This window comes from Streptomyces corchorusii (genome assembly GCF_001514055.1).
Taxonomy (GTDB): domain Bacteria; phylum Actinomycetota; class Actinomycetes; order Streptomycetales; family Streptomycetaceae; genus Streptomyces; species Streptomyces olivaceoviridis.
The window spans coordinates 407,299-427,786 of the sequence record NZ_KQ948352.1 but is presented as its reverse complement, the minus strand read 5'-3'; the positions used below and the strand labels follow the sequence as shown (position 1 = coordinate 427,786).

17 protein-coding genes and 1 pseudogene are annotated in these 20,488 nt (G+C 71.8%); 10 read left to right on the top strand and 8 right to left on the bottom strand.

The window, feature by feature from the left end; all coding sequences use genetic code 11:
* Positions 1–20: 20 nt before the first annotated feature.
* Positions 21–902, bottom strand: coding sequence for a succinate--CoA ligase subunit alpha (gene sucD, locus AQJ11_RS06095; RefSeq protein WP_059262125.1), 882 nt, complete (start codon positions 900–902; stop codon positions 21–23).
* 11 nt (positions 903–913) lie between these two features.
* Positions 914–2,044 (bottom strand): ADP-forming succinate--CoA ligase subunit beta, encoded by a 1,131-nt coding sequence (gene sucC, locus AQJ11_RS06090; protein WP_059262124.1) that lies wholly within the window; start codon positions 2,042–2,044, stop codon positions 914–916.
* Positions 2,045–2,284: 240 nt separating this feature from the next.
* Between sucC and AQJ11_RS06085 the strand changes: the two genes are divergently transcribed.
* From AQJ11_RS06085 to AQJ11_RS06075, 3 genes are read left to right on the top strand one after another with little or no spacing between them, the layout of a single operon-like run.
* Positions 2,285–3,967, top strand: coding sequence for a thiamine pyrophosphate-binding protein (locus AQJ11_RS06085; RefSeq protein ID WP_059262123.1), 1,683 nt, complete (start codon positions 2,285–2,287; stop codon positions 3,965–3,967).
* Between the two features lie 10 nt (positions 3,968–3,977).
* Complete coding sequence (gene frc, locus AQJ11_RS06080) at positions 3,978–5,219, top strand: formyl-CoA transferase (protein WP_059262282.1); 1,242 nt, start codon at positions 3,978–3,980, stop codon at positions 5,217–5,219.
* 4 nt (positions 5,220–5,223) lie between these two features.
* On the top strand, positions 5,224–7,368 hold the full coding sequence (locus AQJ11_RS06075) for an acetate--CoA ligase family protein (RefSeq protein WP_059262281.1): 2,145 nt from the start codon (positions 5,224–5,226) through the stop codon (positions 7,366–7,368).
* 129 nt (positions 7,369–7,497) lie between these two features.
* Here AQJ11_RS06075 and AQJ11_RS53080 read toward each other — a convergent pair whose 3' ends face one another.
* The gene (locus tag AQJ11_RS53080; RefSeq protein WP_059262122.1) at positions 7,498–7,710 is read right to left on the bottom strand and encodes a hypothetical protein; all 213 of its coding nucleotides are present in this window, start codon (positions 7,708–7,710) and stop codon (positions 7,498–7,500) included.
* Between AQJ11_RS53080 and AQJ11_RS50795 the strand changes: the two are divergent.
* Positions 7,607–8,180, top strand: a pseudogene (locus AQJ11_RS50795) (hypothetical protein). The gene AQJ11_RS53080 and the pseudogene AQJ11_RS50795 overlap by 104 nt on opposite strands.
* 2 nt (positions 8,181–8,182) lie before the next feature.
* Positions 8,183–9,580 carry an OFA family MFS transporter gene (locus tag AQJ11_RS06060; RefSeq protein ID WP_175252316.1) on the top strand — a complete coding sequence of 466 codons (1,398 nt, stop codon included), beginning with the start codon at positions 8,183–8,185 and terminating at the stop codon, positions 9,578–9,580.
* 163 nt (positions 9,581–9,743) lie between these two features.
* Here AQJ11_RS06060 and AQJ11_RS06055 read toward each other — a convergent pair whose 3' ends face one another.
* From AQJ11_RS06055 to AQJ11_RS06045, 4 genes are all read right to left on the bottom strand, one after another.
* Entirely contained in the window at positions 9,744–10,421 is a 678-nt protein-coding gene (locus AQJ11_RS06055; protein WP_059262120.1) for a GntR family transcriptional regulator, read from the bottom strand.
* A 182-nt stretch (positions 10,422–10,603) separates the two neighbouring features.
* Positions 10,604–11,551 carry a beta-ketoacyl-ACP synthase III gene (locus tag AQJ11_RS06050; protein ID WP_014676072.1) on the bottom strand — a complete coding sequence of 316 codons (948 nt, stop codon included), beginning with the start codon at positions 11,549–11,551 and terminating at the stop codon, positions 10,604–10,606.
* Between the two features lie 136 nt (positions 11,552–11,687).
* The gene (locus tag AQJ11_RS52095; RefSeq protein WP_014676071.1) at positions 11,688–11,816 is read right to left on the bottom strand and encodes an MFS transporter small subunit; all 129 of its coding nucleotides are present in this window, start codon (positions 11,814–11,816) and stop codon (positions 11,688–11,690) included.
* On the bottom strand, positions 11,791–13,119 hold the full coding sequence (locus AQJ11_RS06045) for an OFA family MFS transporter (RefSeq protein ID WP_014676070.1): 1,329 nt from the start codon (positions 13,117–13,119) through the stop codon (positions 11,791–11,793). The genes AQJ11_RS52095 and AQJ11_RS06045 overlap by 26 nt, the downstream gene beginning before the upstream one ends.
* A 265-nt stretch (positions 13,120–13,384) precedes the next feature.
* Here AQJ11_RS06045 and AQJ11_RS06040 point away from each other — a divergent pair, with 265 nt between their 5' ends.
* The 5 genes from AQJ11_RS06040 to fdhD are packed head-to-tail and all read left to right on the top strand — an operon-like array spanning position 13,385 to position 19,814.
* Positions 13,385–14,356: a 2-dehydropantoate 2-reductase gene (locus AQJ11_RS06040; protein WP_059262119.1), complete on the top strand. Its 972-nt coding sequence runs from the start codon at positions 13,385–13,387 to the stop codon at positions 14,354–14,356.
* The gene (locus AQJ11_RS06035; protein ID WP_059262118.1) at positions 14,353–16,272 is read left to right on the top strand and encodes a molybdopterin oxidoreductase family protein; all 1,920 of its coding nucleotides are present in this window, start codon (positions 14,353–14,355) and stop codon (positions 16,270–16,272) included. Before AQJ11_RS06040 ends, AQJ11_RS06035 begins: the two co-directional genes overlap by 4 nt.
* Positions 16,273–16,277: 5 nt before the next feature.
* Positions 16,278–18,101: an NADH-ubiquinone oxidoreductase-F iron-sulfur binding region domain-containing protein gene (locus AQJ11_RS06030; RefSeq protein ID WP_059262280.1), complete on the top strand. Its 1,824-nt coding sequence runs from the start codon at positions 16,278–16,280 to the stop codon at positions 18,099–18,101.
* Positions 18,098–18,958 carry a 2Fe-2S iron-sulfur cluster-binding protein gene (locus AQJ11_RS06025; RefSeq protein ID WP_059262117.1) on the top strand — a complete coding sequence of 287 codons (861 nt, stop codon included), beginning with the start codon at positions 18,098–18,100 and terminating at the stop codon, positions 18,956–18,958. The genes AQJ11_RS06030 and AQJ11_RS06025 overlap by 4 nt, the downstream gene beginning before the upstream one ends.
* A 7-nt stretch (positions 18,959–18,965) precedes the next feature.
* Positions 18,966–19,814, top strand: a complete 849-nt coding sequence (gene fdhD, locus AQJ11_RS06020; RefSeq protein ID WP_059262116.1) for a formate dehydrogenase accessory sulfurtransferase FdhD — start codon at positions 18,966–18,968, stop codon at positions 19,812–19,814.
* A 138-nt stretch (positions 19,815–19,952) separates the two neighbouring features.
* Here fdhD and AQJ11_RS06015 read toward each other — a convergent pair whose 3' ends face one another.
* Complete coding sequence (locus tag AQJ11_RS06015) at positions 19,953–20,474, bottom strand: isochorismatase family protein (protein ID WP_175252315.1); 522 nt, start codon at positions 20,472–20,474, stop codon at positions 19,953–19,955.
* Positions 20,475–20,488: the final 14 nt, after the last annotated feature.

Sequence of the window (20,488 nt, the reverse complement as noted above, 5' to 3'; positions counted from 1 at the left end):
TGGGTGGGGCGCGCCTCGGCTCAGCCCTTCCGCAGCGTCTCCAGCACCGCCCGGGCCGTCTCCGTGGGGGTGCGGCCCACCCGCACCCCGGCCGCCTCCAGGGCCTCCTGCTTGGCGCGGGCGGTGCCGGTGGAGCCGGAGACGATGGCGCCGGCGTGGCCCATGGTCCGGCCCTCGGGCGCGGTGAACCCGGCGATGTAGCCGACGACGGGCTTGGTGACGTGGTCGCGGACGTAGGCGGCGGCCCGTTCCTCCGCGTCGCCGCCGATCTCCCCGATCAGGACGATCAGTTCGGTGTCGGGGTCGTCCTGGAACGCGGCCAGGCAGTCGATGTGGCTGGTGCCGACGACGGGGTCGCCGCCGATGCCGACACAGGTGGAGAAGCCGGTGTCGCGCAGCTCGTACATGAGCTGGTAGGTGAGGGTGCCCGATTTGGAGACCAGGCCGATACGGCCGGGCTTGGCGATGTCGGCGGGGATGATGCCCGCGTTCGACTGGCCCGGGGAGATCAGGCCGGGGCAGTTGGGTCCGATGATCCGCGTGCCCCGCTGCCGCGCGTACGCGGTGAAGGCGACGGTGTCGTGGACCGGGATGCCCTCGGTGATGACGACGGCCAGCGGGATCCGGGCGTCGGCGGCCTCGGTGACGGCCGCCTTGGCGAAGGCCGGCGGGACGAAGACGACGCTGACGTCGGCGCCGGTCGCGCGCATGCCGTCGGCGACCGAGCCGAAGACGGGCAGCGGGTGCCCGTCGACGTCGACGGTACGGCCGGCCTTGCGCGGGTTGACCCCGCCGACGACGTTCGTGCCGGCCGCGAGCATCCGCCGGGTGTGCTTCATGCCCTCGGCGCCGGTCATGCCCTGGACGAGGATCCTGCTCTCCGTGGTGAGGTGGATGGCCATGTCCCGGCTCCTCAGGCGGTGTGGGCGAGTTCGGCGGCGCGGCGGGCGGCGCCGTCCATGGTGGCGGCCTGTTCGACCAGCGGATGCGCCCGTGCGTCGAGGATCGCCCGGCCGCGCGCGGCGTTGTTGCCGTCGAGGCGCACGACGAGCGGCTTGGTGGGCCGGACCCGGTCGACCGCCGCCAGGATGCCGTCGGCGACGGTGTCGCACGCGGTGATCCCGCCGAAGACGTTGACGAGGACGCTGCGCACGGCGGGGTCGGCGAGCACAACGGAGAGGGCGTCGGCCATGACCTCCGCCGAGGCCCCGCCGCCGATGTCGAGGAAGTCGGCGGGGCGGGCGCCGCAGCCGGCGACCACGTCCAGGGTCGACATGACGAGGCCGGCACCGTTGCCGATGATCCCGACCTCGCCGTCGAGCTTGACGTAGTGGAGCCCGCGGGCGGCGGCCTCGGTCTCCAGCGGATCGCGCTGCTCCGTGTCCTCGTCGCCCCAACGTGCCTGCCGGAAGCGGGCGTTGTCGTCCAGGGTGACCTTGCCGTCGAGGGCGAGGACGTGCCCCTGGGCGGTGCGCACCAGCGGGTTGACCTCGACCAGCAGGGCGTCCTCGGCGACCAGCACCTGCCACAGCCGGACGAGGACGTCGGCGGTCCGCGGCGGCAGCCCGGCGGCGCTCGCGATTTCGCCGGCCTTGGTGGAGGTGACGCCCTCGGCCCGGTCGACCGGGATGCGCGCCACGGCCTGCGGGTGGTGCGCGGCCACCTCCTCGATGTCCACCCCGCCCTGTGCGCAGGCGATGGCGAGGAAGCCGCCGGACGCGCGGTCCAGGACGTAGGAGACGTAGAACTCCTCGGCGATGTCGACTGGTTCGGCCAACATCAGGGTGCGGACGCGGTGGCCGTTGATGGCCGTGCCGAGCATCTGGCGGGCCGTCAGTTCGGCGGCGGCCGGGTCGGCGACGAGCCGGACCCCGCCCGCCTTGCCGCGCCCTCCCGTCTTCACCTGTGCCTTGACCACGGCCCGGCCGCCGAGCCGCCGGGCGATCTCCCGCGCCTCCTTGGGCGACCGGGTGACCTCGGCCCGCGGCACCGGGATGCCGTGGTCCTGGAAGAGCTGTCGTGCCTGGTGTTCGTACAGGTCCATGCCGGCTCCTGTCTGCGGGGATCATCGCGCGCTCCGGTGACTGGAACCGCCCGGACACCGATGACCGAAAACTGTGTACGCCCCCTGGACACCACCCACGGGATGCGGGATAACAAGTTTCATACAGTATTCGTCGACTGTATGCAATCTACTGCATACAGCCCTCCCGCTGTACGCATCCCCCGCACCGCCATGCCCCGCGAACCGCCCAAACTCCTATGAAAGGGACGGGACTTCGCCATGCCCGACGACACCCAGGACGTGATCTCCGGTGGCCATCTCGTTGCCAAGGCGCTGAAGGCCGAAGGCGTCGACCGCGTCTACACCCTGTGCGGCGGCCACATCATCGACATCTACGACGGCTGCGTGGACGAGGGCATAGAAGTCGTCGACGTCCGCCACGAGCAGGTCGCCGCGCACGCCGCCGACGGCTACGCCCGCATCACCGGCAAGCCGGGCTGCGCGGTGGTCACCGCGGGGCCCGGGACGACCGACGCCGTCACCGGGGTCGCCAACGCCTTCCGCGCCGAGTCCCCGATGCTGCTGATCGGCGGCCAGGGCGCGCTCACCCAGCACAAGATGGGCTCCCTCCAGGACCTGCCGCACGTCGACATGATGACGCCGATCACCAAGTTCGCGGCGGCGGTGCCGGACACGGCGCGCGCGGCGGACATGGTGTCGATGGCCTTCCGCGAGTGCTACCACGGCGCACCCGGCCCCTCCTTCCTGGAGATCCCCCGGGACGTCCTCGACGCGAAGGTGCCGGTCGCCAAGGCCCGTGTCCCGCGGGCCGGCGCCTACCGGGCCTCGACCCGCTCGGCCGGCGACCCGGAGGCCGTCGAGAAGCTGGCCGACCTGCTCGTCCACGCCGAGAAGCCGGCGATCCTGCTGGGCAGCCAGGTGTGGACGACCCGGGGCACCGAGGCCGCCGTCGAGCTGGTGCGCACCCTGAACGTCCCGGCGTACATGAACGGCGCCGGACGCGGCACGCTCCCGCCCGGCGACCCCCACCACTTCCAGCTCTCCCGCCGGTACGCCTTCTCCCACGCCGACGTCATCGTCATCGTCGGCACCCCGTTCGACTTCCGCATGGGGTACGGCAAGCGCCTCTCCCCCGACGCCACGGTCGTGCAGATCGACCTCGACTACCGCACCGTCGGCAAGAACCGCGACATCGGCCTCGGCATCGTCGGCGACGCGGGCCTGGTCCTGAAGTCGGTGACGGAGGCCGCCGCCGGGCGGCCGGGCGGCGGTGCGGCCAGGCGCAAGGAGTGGCTGGACGAACTGCGCGCGGCCGAGCAGGCGGCCATCGAGAAGCGGCTGCCGCAGCTGCGGTCCGACGCCTCCCCGATCCACCCGTACCGGCTGGTCAGCGAGATCAACGAGTTCCTGACCGAGGACTCGGTCTTCATCGGCGACGGCGGCGACATCGTCACCTTCTCCGGGCAGGTCGTCCAGCCCAAGTCGCCCGGCCACTGGATGGATCCGGGCCCCCTCGGCACCCTCGGCGTCGGCATCCCCTTCGTGCTCGCCGCCAAGCAGGCCCGCCCCGACAAGGAGGTGGTCGCCCTCTTCGGGGACGGCGCCTTCTCCCTCACCGGCTGGGACTTCGAGACCCTGGTCCGCTACGACCTCCCGTTCGTCGGGATCGTCGGCAACAACTCCTCGATGAACCAGATCCGTTACGGCCAGGCCGCCAAGTACGGCAAGGAGCGCGAACGGGTCGGCAACACCCTCGGCGACGTCCCGTACGACAAGTTCGCGCAGATCCTCGGCGGCTACGGCGAGGAGGTCCGCGACCCCGCCGACATCGGCCCCGCCCTGCGCCGGGCCCGCGAGTCCGGCAAGCCGTCGCTGATCAACGTCTGGGTCGACCCGGACGCGTACGCCCCCGGAACCATGAACCAGACCATGTACAAGTGAGGTGGCCCGCATGACTGGAACGCCCACCAAGGCCCTGGCCGGCATCCGCGTCCTGGACATGACCCACGTCCAGTCGGGGCCGTCCGCCACCCAGTTGCTCGCCTGGCTCGGCGCCGACGTCGTCAAGCTGGAGGCGCCGACCGGCGACATCACCCGCAAGCAGCTGCGGGACCTGCCGGACGTCGACTCCCTGTACTTCACGATGCTCAACTGCAACAAGCGGAGCATCACGCTGAACACCAAGACCGAGCGCGGCAAGGAGATCCTCACCGAGCTGATCCGGCGCTCGGACGTCATGGTGGAGAACTTCGGGCCGGGCGCGGTCGACCGGATGGGGTTCACCTGGGACCGCGTCAAGGAGATCAACCCCCGGATCGTCTACGCCTCCATCAAGGGGTTCGGGGACGGCCCGTACACGAACTTCAAGGCGTACGAGGTCGTCGCGCAGGCCATGGGCGGGTCGATGTCGACCACCGGCTTCGAGGACGGGCCGCCGCTAGCGACGGGAGCCCAGATCGGGGACTCGGGGACGGGTGTGCACGCCGTGGCGGGCATTCTCGCGGCGCTCTTCCAGCGCGAGCGGACCGGGCGCGGGCAGCGGGTCAACGTGGCCATGCAGCACGCGGTCCTCAACCTGTGCCGGGTGAAGCTGCGGGACCAGCAGCGCCTGGCCCACGGGCCGCTCGCCGAATATCCCAACGAGGACTTCGGCGAGGAGGTCCCCCGCTCGGGGAACGCGTCCGGCGGCGGTCAGCCGGGCTGGGCGGTGCGGTGCGCGCCGGGCGGCCCGAACGACTACGTGTACGTCATCGTCCAGCCCGTCGGCTGGAAGCCGATCACCGAGCTCATCGGCCGGCCCGAACTCGCCGAGGACCCCGAGTGGGCGACCCCGGAGGCCCGGCTGCCGAAGCTGAACAAGATGTTCCAGCTGATCGAGGAGTGGTCGGCGACGCTCCCCAAGTGGGAGGTGCTGGAGCGGCTGAACGCGCACAACATCCCGTGCGGCCCGATCCTGTCCACGAAGGAGATCATCGAGGACGCCTCGCTCGCCGCCAACGAGATGGTGGTCCGCGTCCCGCACCCCGAGCGCGGCGAGTTCGTCACCGTCGGCAGCCCGCTCAAGCTCTCCGACTCCCCCGTCGAGGTGACCGGCTCACCCCTGCTCGGCGAGCACAACGAAGAGGTCTACGTCGGCGAACTGGGCCTCGGCGACGAGGAACTGCGCCTGCTGAAGTCGAACGGGGTGATCTGAGGTGATGGCCGAGGACCGGGTACTGCGGGTGCGGTCCCTGCTGGAGTCGGTGCGGGCCCAGGGCCGTACGGCGCTGACCGCGCCCGAGGGCCGCGTGGTCGCCGACGCGTACGGGATCGCCGTACCGGGCGAGGAACTGGCGGCGGACGTGGACGAGGCGGTGGCCGCGGCGGCGCGTCTGGGCGGGCCGGTGGTGCTGAAGATCGTCTCGCCGGACATCCTGCACAAGACCGAGGCCGGCGGGGTCGTCGTGGGGGTGGAGGGCGCGGCCGGCGTACGTGCCGCGTTCCACCGGATCGTGGACAACGCGCGCGCCTACGACGCCGGGGCCCGCATCGAGGGTGTGCTGGTGCAGGAGTTGCTGCCGGCGGGCCAGGAGGTCATCGTCGGCGCGGTCACCGATCCGACCTTCGGGAAGGTGGTGGCGTTCGGGCTCGGCGGGGTGCTGGTCGAGGTGCTGAAGGACGTGACGTTCCGCCTCGCGCCGGTCTCCGCCGACGAGGCGCTGTCGATGCTCGACTCCATCCGGTCGGCACAGGTCCTGCGCGGCGTCCGCGGCCAGGCCGGTGTGGACCGGTGGGCGGTGGCCGAGCAGATCCGGCGGGTGTCCCGACTCGTCGCGGACTTCCCCGAGATCGCCGAGGTGGACCTCAACCCGGTGATCGCGACGGCGACGGGAGCGGTCGCCGCCGACATCCGGATCCTGCTCGCCGAGCGGCAGCCGGTACCGCGCAGGAGGTACGCGCGCGAGGAGATCCTCGCGTCCATGCGGCGGCTGATGCAGCCCTCCTCCGTCGCCGTGATCGGCGCCTCCAACGAACCCGGCAAGATCGGGAACTCGGTGATGCGCAACCTGGTCGACGGCGGTTTCGCCGGGGACATCCACCCGGTCAACCCCAAGGCCGACGACATCCTGGGCCGCAAGGCGTACAAGAGCGTCACGGACGTGCCCGGCGAGGTGGACGTGGCCGTCTTCGCCATTCCGGCCCGCCTCGTGGCCGCGGCCCTGGAGGAGGTGGGGCGCAAGGGCGTCCCCAACGCCGTCCTGATCCCCTCCGGCTTCGCGGAGACCGGCGAGCACGCGCTCCAGGCGGAGATCGTGGAGATCGCCGAGCGGCACGGCGTCCGCCTGCTCGGGCCGAACATCTACGGCTACTACTCCACCTGGCAGGACCTGTGCGCCACGTTCTGCACGCCGTACGACGTCAAGGGCGGGGTGGCGCTGACCTCGCAGTCCGGTGGGATCGGCATGGCCATCCTCGGCTTCGCCCGCACCACGAAGACGGGCGTGTCGGCGATCGTCGGCCTCGGCAACAAGTCGGACCTGGACGAGGACGACCTGCTGACCTGGTTCGGCGAGGACCCGCACACCGACTGCATCGCGATGCACCTCGAAGACCTCAAGGACGGACGGGCGTTCGTGGAGGCGGCCCGCGCGACCGTGCCGAAGAAGCCGGTCGTGGTCCTGAAGGCGGGCCGTACGGCGGCGGGCGCGAAGGCGGCCGGTTCGCACACCGGCGCGCTCGCGGGCGACGACGCGGTGTACGACGACATCCTCCGGCAGGCCGGGGTGATCCGGGCGCCGGGCCTGAACGACATGCTGGAGTACGCGCGCGCGTTGCCGGTGCTGCCCACCCCGCGCGGGGACAACGTCGTGATCATCACCGGCGCGGGCGGCAGCGGTGTGCTGCTGTCGGACGCGGTGACGGACAACGGGCTGTCCCTGATGGAGATCCCGCCCGACCTGGACGAGGCGTTCCGCCGGTTCATCCCGCCGTTCGGCGCGGCCGGCAACCCGGTCGACATCACGGGGGGCGAGCCGCCGTCGACGTACGAGGCGACGATCCGGCTGGGCCTTGAGGACCCGCGCATCCACGCGCTGGTGCTCGGCTACTGGCACACGATCGTCACCCCGCCGATGGTGTTCGCCGAACTCACCGCGCGGGTGGTGGCGGAGTTCCGCGAGCGGGGCGTCCGGAAGCCGGTCGTGGCGTCGCTCGCCGGTGACGTCGAGGTCGAGGAGGCCTGCCAGTACCTGTTCGAACGGGGCGTCGTGGCCTATCCGTACACGACCGAGAAGCCGGTGGCGGTGCTCGGCGCGAAGTACCGGTGGGCACGGGCGGCGGGCCTTTTGGGGGGCGGTTCATGAGCTGAGCGGAACGGGGCCGGCCTGCGGTGCGCGCCGGCCGGCCCCGGGACCCGTCTGCGCACGAAAGGCATGGGACGGGGGCGCCGGCCAGAACGTTCGACGCAAGGGGTGAGCGATGAGAACGACCGATCACTCGACGTCCCTGCCGTACCGGGAAGTGACGGACCGGAACGGACGCGTGTACCGGGTCGGCGAGTCCGACATCGACATCATGGGCCGCAGGCGCACCTGGATGGTCATCCTGCCCTGGGTGGGCATGATGGGCATCAGCTCCGCCGAGTACGCGTGCACATCGGCGGAGGACGCGCTCCACCAGGCGCATCTGTGGAGCAGCGGGCACATCTTCCGGCTGATGGGCGTCTGGGTGTTCTTCCAGGCGGCCGTGGCCGTGGCCGTGGCCGTTCAAGGATCCTCCGAAGAACTGGTGGCCCGCGCACGTCGACCCGCTCACGGTGACCCACGACCCCGGGATCCGGCGGGCGCTGGAGAAGAACCCGCCGGCGGTGAAGCAGTACACCCCGAAGGGGGCGGCCCGTACCCCTGTTGTGTACGCCTCCGCCAACTACTTCGGCGAGAACAACAACGCCTCCGACTACGGGATGGTCTACAGCTCGGAACTCGTCTCCGGGCTCGTCGGTTCGGGCCTGGGCGCGGTCGTCGTCGACGCGTGGGACTACCACGGCGCGTTCGTCCTCGCGGGCTCGATCGGGCTGGCCTCCGCGGTGGTGGCGCTCTTCCTGAAGGCCCCGGGCAGGCCGAAGGCCCGGCGCATCGTCCCCAACCCGCATCCCCTTGGTGAGGAGATGGCATAAGCATGACGGCAGATCCACTCTCGGCCGACCTGCACGCCGCACCACGTCCCTATCGCGAGGTGACCGACTCGCACGGCCGCGTCTACCGCGTGGGCGAGACCGACCGGGACATCCTCGGCCACTCCCGCAAGCTCATGGTCTACCTGCCGTGGATCGCCATGATGGCGATCAGCGTCTTCGAGTACGCGTACGGCTCCGCGGAGGACACCCTCTCGCACGCGCACGGCTGGACCCAGTCCAACACCTTCTGGATCCTCAGCGTCTGGGTGTTCTTCCAGGCCGGCATCGCCTTCCCGGCGGGCTGGCTGCGCGAGAGGGGCGTCCTGACCGCCCGCCGTGCGATGTACACGGGGTCCGGACTGTGCCTGGTCGGGTTCCTGGCCCTGTCGCACCTGGACGACGTGTGGCTGGCGATCCTCGGCTTCGGGGTGGTCGGCGGCATCGGCGCCGGTCTGGTGTACGCGACGTGCATCAACATGGTCGGCAAATGGTTCCCCGAACGGCGCGGCGCCCGCACGGGCTTCGTCAACGGCGGCTTCGCGTACGGCTCGCTGCCGTTCATCTTCATCTTCAACTACGCCTTCGACACGGAGAACTACCACCGGGTCCTGGACCTCATCGGCGTCTACGTGATGATCGTCGTGTTCGCCTCGGCGTTCTTCTTCAAGGACCCGCCGAAGAACTGGTGGCCGGCGGACATCGACCCGCTCACCTTCTCCGGCGACAGCAAGAACGCCCGGTCGCTGGCGAAGAACCCGCCCGCCGTACGGCAGTTCACGCCCAAGGAGGCCATCCGCACCGGGATGCTGCCCCTGATGTGGATCTCCATCGTGATGACCGCGGGCGTGTCGATCTTCGGGATCTCCTTCCAGGTCGACTTCGCCAAGGACGTGGGCTTCGGCCCGCTGGTGGCGGCGTCCTCGATGGGCGTGATGGCGGTCATCAACGGCATCGGCCGCGGTGTCGTGGGCTGGCTGTCGGACCGCTGGGGGCGCAGGACGACCCTCGTCTTCGTCATCGTGGTCCTCGGACTCGCCCAGTTCGGAGTCATCTGGGCCGGTGACGTCCGCAGCGAGTGGCTGTTCCTGTTCTTCGCCTTCCTCTCCGGCTTCGGCGGCGGCGCCTTCTACCCGATGTTCGCCGCGCTGACCCCGGACTACTTCGGCGAGAACTACAACGCCACGAACTACGGCCTGGTGTACAGCGGCAAGCTGGTCAGCGGCCTGTTCGGCGGTGGCCTCGGCTCGATGGTGGTCGGCGCCTGGGGCTACGACGGCGCCTACGCGCTGGCCGGCGGCGTCTCGATGGTGGCGGCGGCCCTCGCGCTGCTGCTGCGCCAGCCGGGCCGCACCGGGGGCGGCGAGCCGGTACCGGCGGCGAAACCGCACCCGGCCACCTGACCGCCCGTCTCGACCGGTGTTCCCCCTCCCCGACCGGCTCGCCGGCCGGGGAGGGGGAACCGCGCGTGCGGCTGCCCACCGGGCCGACGGCCCCGGGCAGCCGCCCGTCACCCCGCTCGCGTGCCCCCGTACGACCCCAGCCTCGCGCTCCGCTCCCCGTACGTCAGGTCGCGTTGCGCTCGTGGTACGAGCGCCGGGTGTGCTCGGTGTGCGCGCGCATCAGCTCGGTGGCGCGCTGCTCGTCACGGGCGGCGATCGCGGTGATCAGTTCGCGGTGCTCGCGCCAGGACTGCCGGCCGCGCTGCCGGGCCACCGGCGTGTAGTACCAGCGGACCCGCCGGTCCACCTGGGCGGCGAGTCCGGCGAGGACGGTGTTGCCGGCCAGTTCCATCACCTTGGCGTGGAAGGCCGCGTTGAGGGCGACCGCGCGGTCCACGTCCTCGGCCGCCACCGCCGCCTCGCCCTCGGCGCACAGCTCCTCCAGCACGGTGATGCCGGCGCCGTCCGCGTGCGCGGCGGCCAGCCGGGCGGCCTCCGCCTCCAGCAGGGTGCGGACCGTGAGGAGCTGGTCGGCCTCCTCCTCCGTGGGCTCGTGCACGAACGCGCCCTGGGCGGGCCGCAGATCGACCCACCCCTCGGTGTTGAGCCGCTGCAAGGCCTCGCGCACCGGCTGCCGCGAGACGCCGAGGTGCCCGGCGAGTTCGCTCTCCACGAGGTGCTGGCCGGGCTGGAGGGCGCGGGTGGTGATGAGTTCCAGCAGCGCCTCGTAGACGCGCTCGCGCAGCGGGCCGGGCCGTTCCAGCTTGGGCACCGCCCCCTGCGGCAGTCCGGTCGACAACATCGCGGTCCCCTCCTGTGCAGGTCTGACGCGTGGACCCTGAGACGCTCGCTTCGGCTCAGTATCAATTGTCTTTCGTCTACAGTCTACGGTGCACAGTATTCAGCATCAGGCGTACGGAAGCACGGGGCAATCCGGCCGAGTACGCACCTGAGCCCCCCGGAGCTCGTATGGGCACCGCACGATCAGGGGCACCGCACGACCTGACCGGCGTACGACAGGTTGCCGCCGAAGCCGAACAGCAGCACCGGATCGCCCGTGCTGAGCGCTCCCCGTTCGGCCAGCTTGGAGAAGGCGAGCGGGATGCTGGCGGCCGAGGTGTTGCCGGACTCGGTGACGTCGCGGGCGACCACCGCGCCCACGGCGCCGAGCTTCTCGGCCAGCGGCTCGATGATCCGCAGGTTGGCCTGGTGCAGCACGACCCCGGCGAGGTCCTCGGGGGCCACCCCGGCCTTCTCGCAGGCCTGGCGGGCGATGGCCGGCAGCTGGGTGGTGGCCCAGCGGTAGACGCTCTGCCCCTCCTGCGCGAACCGCGGCGGCGTGCCCTCGATCCGCACGGCGTGCCCCATCTCGGGCACCGACCCCCACAGCACCGGCCCGATCCCGGGCTCCCGGTCCGGCCCGCACGCCTCCACCACGGCCGCCCCGGCGCCGTCGCCGACGAGGACGCAGGTGCTGCGGTCGGTCCAGTCGGTGACGTCGGACATCTTGTCGGCGCCGATGACGAGCGCCCGGGTCGCGGCGCCGGCCCGGACGGTGTGGTCGGCGGTGGCGAGGGCGTGGGTGAAGCCGGCGCAGACGACGTTCACGTCCATCGCGGCCGGCCGCGGGATGCCGAGGCGGGCGGCCACCCGGGCGGCGGTGTTCGGGGAGCGGTCGATCGCGGTGGACGTGGCCACCAGCACCAGGTCGATGTCGGCGGGCGCGAGTCCGGCGGCGGCGAGGGCCTTGGCGGCGGCGTGCGCGGCCAGTTCGTCGACCGGTTCGTCGGGGCCGGCGATGTGCCGGGTCCGGATGCCGACCCGGCTGCGGATCCACGCGTCACTGGTGTCGACCATGCCCGCCAGGTCGTCGTTGGTGAGCACCTTGGCGGGCTGGTAGTGACCGATGGCGGCGATGCGCGAGCCGTTCATGCCGGGTATCCCCTCGTGCCGTGGGTAGCGGGATCCACAGTCTGATCAGTGACTCGCGAGTACGACGGCAGGTGAAGCCACAGGAATCGGGCGCCCGGATTGTCGGCTTCCCTCAGGCCCCCGGGCGCCCGGCGTCTCATCCGGTGAACAGCTGGGTCGCCTTCCGCACCAGCTCGTACAGGCCGTAGGCCAGGGGTGTGCCCACCCACAGCCAGGCGAAGGCGATCAGGCCGCTGCGGCTAGGCGGGCTGCTGTCGCTGGGCATCTGCGGCCTCCCTCGGGGCGGGGACGTGGTGGCGGGGGTGCACGGGGCGGACGAGTTCGCCGGCGACGAAGCCGACGACGAGCAGGCCGATCATGATGCCGAACGACAGCCCGTACAGCGACGAGCCGTGCTTGCCGGCCGACTCCTGATGGTCGGCGATCCAGTTGACGATCAGCGGCCCGAGCACGCCGGCCGTGGACCAGGCGGTCAGCAGCCGGCCGTGGATGGCACCGACCTGGTAGGTGCCGAAGAGGTCCTTCAGATAGGCGGGGATCGTCGCGAAGCCGCCGCCGTAGAAGGAGAGGATCACCAGCGCGCACAGCACGAACAGCGGTTTCGAGGTGTCTCCGAACAGCGCGATCAGCAGGTACATCAGCGCGCCGACGCCGAGGTAGACGCGGTAGATGTTCTTGCGGCCGACCCGGTCGGAGGTGGAGGACCAGCCGATGCGGCCGGCCATGTTGGCGGCCGACAGCAGCGCGACGAAGCCGGCCGCGGCCGAGGCCGACACGGGGGTGGAGCTGTCCGCGAAGAAGTCCGTGATCATCGGCGCGGCCTTCTCCAGGATGCCGATGCCGGCGGTCACGTTCATGCACAGCACGACCCACAGGCACCAGAACTGCGGGGTGCGCACGGCCTGGCGGGCCGAGACCTGCACGCCGTCCACGGCGCTCGGCCCGCTCTCGACGGGCTTCTCGGTGCGCGGCACGCGGACGAGGAGGACGCCGAGGGTCATGAAGGCGGCGTACGACAGTCCGTGCACCAGGAAGGCGAGGGCGATGCCATCGTTGTCGGAGCCGAAGGATTCGAGCATCTGGGCCGACCACGGCGAGGCGATCAGGGCGCCGCCGCCGAAGCCCATGATGGCGATGCCGGTGGCCATGCCCGGCCGGTCCGGGAACCACTTGATCAGGGTGGAGACGGGCGAGATGTAGCCGATGCCGAGGCCGATCCCGCCGACGAAGCCGTAGCCGAGGACGATCAGCCAGAACTGCTCCGTCCGGGCGCCGAGGGCGGAGATCAGGAAGCCGGAGGAGAAGCAGACGAGGGCCACGGTCATCGCCCAGCGCGGGCCGTTGCGCTCGACGAGCGTGCCGCCGAACGCGGCCGACAGGCCGAGCATCACGATCGCCACCTGGAAGGGCAGCGCGCTCTGGGTGCCGTCGAGACCCAGCGCGGATTCCAGCGGCGGCTTGAACACGCTCCAGGCGTAGGCCTGGCCGATGGAGAGGTGGACGGAGAGTGCGGCGGGCGGGACGAGCCAGCGGCTCCAGCCCGGGGGTGCGACAGGGGGACTGCTCATGACGCCGGACGGTAGGGCCGGGCGCGGGAGTTGAGAAGGCGGCCGTCGACCGTATGCGGTGAACGGTATGCGCGCTGCGCTCAGCGGTCGGCCGCCGGGCGGACGTCCGACGGGTTGCCGCACGAACCGTTCAACGGTCGCCGCACGAACCCTTGCTGACGGTAACTCCATACTGTAGACAATATTTCGTCGACAGGATACCGACGTCTCCGCCGGCTCCCGTCCTCACCTCCGCGGTATCCCTCACACCGAACGGAGCGTCCCTGTGAAAGTCGCAGTCCTCGGCGCCGGTGCCATCGGCGCCTACGTCGGTGCCGCGCTCCACCGCGCCGGCGCCGACGTGCACCTCATCGCCCGTGGACCGCATCTCGCGGCCATGAGGCGGCACGGCGTGCAAGTGGTCAGCCCGCGCGGCGACTTCACCGCGCACCCCCGCGCCACCGACGACCCGGCCGAGGTCGGCCCGGTCGACCACGTCTTCCTGGGCCTGAAGGCCACCGCGTACGCGGCGTGCGGGCCGCTGATCGCACCCCTGCTGCACGAGCGCACCACCGTGGTGGCCGCGCAGAACGGCATCCCCTGGTGGTACTTCCACCGGCACGGCGGCCCCCACGACGGCCACCGCCTGGAGAGCGTCGACCCGGGCGGCGCCGTCAGCGCGGTCCTCGCCCCCGAACGGGCCGTCGGCTGTGTCGTCTACGCGGCGACGGAGCTCCAGGCGCCCGGCGTGGTGCGGCACGTGGAGGGCACCCGGTTCTCCCTCGGCGAGCCCGACCGCAGCCTCTCGGCGCGCTGCCTGGAGCTGAGCGCGGCGATGCGGGCCGGCGGGCTGAAGTGCCCCGTGGAACCGGACCTGCGCAACGACATCTGGCTCAAGCTGCTCGGGAACATCTCCTTCAACCCGATCAGCGCCCTGGCCCGGGCCACCATGGGGCAGATGTGCCGGCACGGCGGCACCCGCCGGGTCATCGAGACGATGATGCGCGAGACGCTCTGTGTCGCCGAGGCCCTCGGCTGCGAGGTGGGCGTCTCCATCGAGCGCCGGCTCGCCGGTGCGGAACGCGTCGGCGACCACCGCACCTCCACCCTCCAGGACCTGGAGCGCGGCAAACCGCTGGAGCTGGACGTGCTGCTCGCCGCCGTGGTCGAACTCGCGGAGATCACCGGCGTGGAGGTGCCCACCCTGCGCACCGTGCACGCCATCTCGGACCTGCTCGCGCTGAGGAGCGCCGCATGAGGAACCGGCAACCGAAGACCTACACCCGGCTGACGCGCCCCCTGGTGCGCGACTCGCGTGACGAGCCGTTCCGGGAGGCGAGCTGGCAGGAGGCGCTGGACCGCGCCGCCCGGGGTTTCGCGCGCAACCGGGGTGCGTTCGGGATGTTCTCCTGCGCCCGCGCCACCAACGAGATGAACTACGTGGCGCAGAAGTTCGCGCGGGTGGTGATGGGCACCAACAACGTCGACTCCTGCAACCGGACGTGTCACGCGCCCAGTGTCGCCGGGCTGTCGGCCGCGTTCGGCTCCGGCGGCGGCACGTCGTCGTACGAGGAGATCGAGCACACCGACGTCATCGTGATGTGGGGCTCCAACGCCCGCTTCGCGCACCCGATCTTCTTCCAGCACGTGCTGAAGGGCATCCGGGGCGGCGCCCGGATGTACGCCGTCGACCCGCGCCGGACGTCCACCGCCGAGTGGGCGGAGAGCTGGCTCGGGCTGAACGTCGGCACCGACATCCCGATGGCGCACGCGATCGGCCGGGAGATCATCCACGCCGGACTGGTGAACGAGGCGTTCGTCGGGCGGGCGACCACCGGCTTCGAGGAGTACCGCAAGCTGGTCGAGCCCTGGACGCTGTCCCTGGCCGAGAAGGTGACCGGCGTACCGGCCCGCGCCATACGCGAACTGGCCCACGCCTACGCCCGCGCCGAGCGGGCCCAGCTGTGCTGGACCCTCGGCATCACCGAGCACCACAACGGCACCGACAACGTGCGCGCGCTGATCAACCTCTCCCTGCTCACCGGCCACGTCGGCCGCTACGGCTCCGGGCTCCAGCCGCTGCGCGGGCAGAACAACGTGCAGGGCGGCGGCGACATGGGCGCCATCCCCAACCGGCTGCCCGGCTTCCAGGACATCCTCGACCCGGACGTCCGGCTGAAGTTCGAGTCGGCCTGGGACACCGTCATCCAGCCGCACTACGGGCTGAACCTGACGGAGATGTTCGAGGCCATGGAGGACGGCCGACTGCGCGCGGTGTACTGCGTCGGGGAGAACCCGGCCCAGTCGGAGGCCGACGGCGACCAGGCCGTACGCCGCCTGAAGGCGCTGGACTTCCTCGTCGTCCAGGACATCTTCCTGACGAAGACCGCCGAACTGGCGGACGTGGTCCTGCCCGCCACCGCCGGCTGGGCGGAGACCGAGGGCACCACCACCAACAGCGAGCGGCGCGTGCAGCGGGTGCGGCGGGCCGTCACCCCGCCCGGTGAGGCCCGCGAGGACATCGACATCATCTGCGAACTGGCCGCCCGGCTGGGCCACGACTGGAAGTACGCCGACGCGGAGGCCGTGTGGAACGAGCTGCGGTCGGTGTCCCCGGACCACTACGGGATGACGTACCGCCGGCTGGCGGAGCACCAGGGCATCCAGTGGCCCTGCCCCAGCACCGAGGAGCTCGAACCCCCCTTCCTGCACGGCCGGTTGTGGGAGCCGGATCCCGGGCGGCGGGGCAGGCCGGCGCCGTTCGGGCTGGTGCAGCACGATCCGCCGGTGGACCTCACCGACGAGGAGTACCCGCTCCGGCTCACCACCGGCCGACGGCTGGACTCCTACAACACCGGTGTGCAGAGCGGCGGTTTCCCCTCGCCGCTGCGGCGCGGCGAGTACATCGAGCTGTGCCCGGAGGACGCCGAGCGGTACGGGGTCGTCGTCGGCGAGGAGGTGCGGGTCTCCTCACGGCGGGGCTCGGTCGTGGCCCCCGTGTGGATCGACACGGCCCTGCGCCCCGGCCTCGCCTTCATGACCATGCACTTTCCCGACGAGGTCGACACCAACCGGCTGACCATCGAGGCGAACTGCCCGATCGCGGGGACGGCGGAGTTCAAGGCGTCGGCGATCCGGATCGAGAAGCTGCCCCAAGCGACCCATGTGAGGTGACCTTCGTGGACCTGCACTTCGGCGACAGCACACCGACGGACGAGGAACGCGCCGCCGTGGACGCGCTGCTGGGCCCCCCGGAATCGGCCTGGGAGGGCGCGGACCGCACCGACGCCGACCTGCGGTGGGCACAAGGTGGACGGGCGGCCCGCGACCGGCGCGATCTGCTGCTGCCGGGGCTGCACGCCCTCAACGACCGCGTCGGCTGGATCAGCGAGGGCGGCCTCGGCTACCTGTGCCGCAGACTGACCGTGCCGCGGGCCGAGGCGTACGGGGTGGCCACCTTCTACGCCATGTTCTCCGTCCGGCCGCGCCCCGCGACGGTCCTGCACGTCTGCACCGACCTGGCCTGCATGGCCGCCGGCGCCGAGGAGGTGTGCGCCGGGATCGAGGCGCGGCTCGGCCCCGGCAGCGGGGTGGCCGTCGAGCGCGGCCCCTGCCTGGGCCTGTGCGAACGCGCCCCGGCCGCGCTGGCGGTCCGGGCCGGCGACCCGGTGCGCACGGCGGTGTCGGCGCCCGCCTCCGTGACGGAGGCCGTCGACGCGGCGGGCGCACCGGACGCGGCGCCCGAGGAGCCGCCGGCCGTGGCGGCGGTGCCGCAGGCGGGAGACCCCTCGCTGACGCTGCTGCGCCGGGTCGGCGCGGTGGACCCGTCCTCGCTGGACGACTACCGGGCGCACGGCGGCTACACGGCCCTGCGCCGGGCCTTCGCGCTCGGCCCGGCCGGGGTGATCCGGGAGGTGACCGACGCGGGCCTGGTCGGACGCGGCGGCGCCGCCTTCCCCACCGGCCGCAAGTGGCAGGCCACGGCGTCCCAGCCGGACCACCCGCACTACCTGGTGTGCAACGCCGACGAGTCCGAGCCCGGAACCTTCAAGGACCGGGTGCTGATGGAGGGCGATCCGTTCGCGCTCGTGGAGGCGATCACCATCGCCTCGTACGCGGTCTCCGCGCACCGGGCCTTCGTCTACATCCGCGGTGAGTACCCGCGAGCGGTCCGCCGGGTCCAGCACGCGATCGACCAGGCCCGTGCCCGCGGTCTGCTCGGCGACGACATCCTCGGCCAGGGCTACCACCTGGACATCGAGATCCGGCGCGGCGCCGGCGCCTACGTCTGCGGCGAGGAGACCGCCCTGTTCAACTCCATCGAGGGCCACCGCGGCGAGCCCCGCAGCAAGCCGCCCTTCCCCGTGGAGAAGGGCCTGTTCGGCAAGCCGACCGCCGAGAACAACGTGGAGACACTGGTCAACGTCCTGCCGATCCTGACCATGGGCGCCCCGGCGTACGCGGCGATCGGCACGGCGCGCTCCACCGGACCGAAGCTGTTCTGCGTCTCCGGCAGTGTCGGCCGGCCCGGGGTGTACGAGCTGCCGTTCGGTGCCACGCTGGGCGAGCTGCTGAGCCTGGCCGGGGTGCGCGCGGGGCTGCGGGCGGTGCTGCTCGGCGGGGCGGCCGGCGGATTCGTACGGCCCGACGAGCTGGACCTCCCGCTCACCTTCGAAGGCACCCGGGAGGCGGGCACCTCGCTGGGCTCCGGGGTGGTCATGGCCTTCGACGACACCGTGCCGCTGCCCCGGCTGCTGCTGCGCATCGCCCGGTTCTTCCGGGAGGAGTCCTGCGGCCAGTGCGTGCCCTGCCGGGTCGGCACGGTGCGGCAGGAGGAGGCGCTGCGCCGGATCGCGGACCGCACCGGCGCCGGCGCCGCGGACGACATCGCCCTGCTGCGGGAGGTCGGCCGGGCGATGCGGGACGCCTCGATCTGCGGCCTGGGACAGACCGCGTGGAACGCCGTGGAATCCGCCATCGACCGTCTGGGGGCCTACTCATGACCGCGATACCGATCGGGGTGCCGCGCCGGCTGGTCGAGTTCACGCTCGACGGGCAGGAGGCCCGGGTTCCCGAGGGCGCCACCGTCCTCGACGCCTGCCGGGCCGCGGGCAAGGACGTCCCGACGCTGTGCCAGGGCGACACCCTCCGCCCGAAGAACGCCTGCCGGGTGTGCGTGGTGGAGGTCGAGGGGTCGCGGACGCTGGTGCCGGCCTGCTCGCGCCGGGCCGAGCCCGGCATGGAGGTGCGCACGGACACCGAGCGCGTCCGGCACAGCCGGAAGATCGTCCTGGAGCTGCTGGCCTCCTCGGCCGACCTGTCGACGACACCGCGGGCCGCCGAGTGGATCAAGGAGTACGAGGCGGAGCCGGACCGCTTCGGTCCCGACGCGGCCCGCCTGAACGACGAACCGAAGATCGACAACGAGCTGTACGTGCGCGACTACGCGAAGTGCATCCTCTGCTACAAGTGCGTCGACGCCTGTGGCGACCAGTGGCAGAACTCCTTCGCGATCTCGGTCGCCGGGCGCGGTTTCGATGCGCGGATCGCCGTGGAGCACGACGCGCCGCTGACCGACTCGGCCTGCGTGTTCTGCGGCAACTGCGTGGAGGTGTGCCCGACCGGGGCGCTGTCCGCCAAGCGGGAGTTCGACCTGCGGGCGGCCGGAGACTGGGACGAGTCGCGGCAGACGGAGACGACCACGGTGTGCGCGTACTGCGGGGTTGGCTGCGCGCTCACCCTCCATGTGCAGGACAATGAGATCGTGAAGGTCACCTCACCGCACGACAACCCGGTGACCCACGGCAACCTCTGCATCAAGGGCCGTTTCGGCTACCAGCACGTACAGAACCGGGGCTGATAAGACCATGGGACGAGTCACGGAACGACGCAAGGTCCTCCGTATCCGGGACGGGGCGGTCTCCACTCGGCCGGACACGCTCGTCGCCGAGGAGCCTCTGGAGATCCGGCTGAACGGCAAGCCGCTCGCGATCACCATGCGCACTCCCGGCGACGACTTCGCGCTCGCGGCCGGCTTCCTCGTCAGCGAGGGCGTGCTGGCCACGGCGTCCGACCTCCAGAACATCGTCTACTGCGCCGGGGCGACGGCGGACGGCTCCAACACGTACAACGTGGTCGACGTGAAGACGGCGCCGGACGTCACGCTCCCGGACTTCACGCTGGAACGGAACGTCTACACCTCCTCCTCGTGCGGACTGTGCGGCAAGGCCAGCCTGGACGCCGTCCGTACGACCGCGCGCTGGCCGATCGCCGACACTCCCCCGCTCCGGGTCACCCCCGAACTGCTGGCGAGCCTGCCCGACCGGCTGCGGGCGGCCCAGCGGGTGTTCGACCGGACCGGGGGCCTGCACGCGGCTGCCCTGTTCAGCGAGGAAGGCGAACTGCTGGACACCCGGGAGGACGTGGGCCGGCACAACGCGGTCGACAAGCTGATCGGCCGGGCGCTCCAGAATGACGCCCTGCCGCTGTCCCGGACGATCCTCATGGTCTCGGGCCGGGCCTCCTTCGAACTGGCGCAGAAGGCGGTGATGGCGGGCATCCCGGTGCTCGCGGCCGTGTCGGCGCCGTCGTCGCTGGCGGTGGACCTGGCCGCGGAGACGGGGCTGACCCTGGTGGGCTTCCTGCGGGGCAGCTCGATGAACGTGTACGCGGGCCAGGACCGGATCGCCCTGCGGGAGCCGGCTGCCCAGGGCTGACAGGTCTTTCCGCCGCGTTCGCCTCCGGGGGCGCCTCAGCCGGTGCCGGGACCGGCGCGCCCCCTGCGGCTCTGTTCGCGGCCGGCGCGTGGGGACGGCCGGACTTGGTGGGCCCTTGCCCCTTGCCGGGGGGGCTGTTCAGGCGAAGCTGACGTCCGTCGACCTCGTCACCGTGCCCAGTCTCGGGAAGTCGAGGCGTACCGACGCCTCGTGCTCGGCCGCGGTGAACGCCGCCATGGTGTCCTCGGCGAAGACGAGGTCGTAGCCGAGGTCGGCGGCGGCGCGGGCGGTGGACTCGACGCCCAGGTTGGTGGCGATGCCGCCGAACACCAGGGTGGTGATGCCGCGTTCGCGCAGCCGCTCGTCCAGGCCGGTGCCCTGGAAGGCGCCGAGGGTCCGCTTGACGACCTCCAGGTCGCCGTCCCGGCGCAGGCCGGGCACCAGCCCGCTGCCGGGCGGCTGTTCTGCTACGGCGGGGCGCTCCACCCGCACGAGGACGACGAGGGCACCGGCGCGGCGGAAGGTGGTCGCCAACTCCTCCGCGGCAGCGAGCACTTCGGTGCCCTTGCGGGGTTCCAGGGGCAGCGCGACGACACGGTCCATCAGGTCGACGAGGAGGAGGGCGGTGCGCTGCGGATCGAGCACGGGAGCTGCGGTCATGACGGAACGTTAGC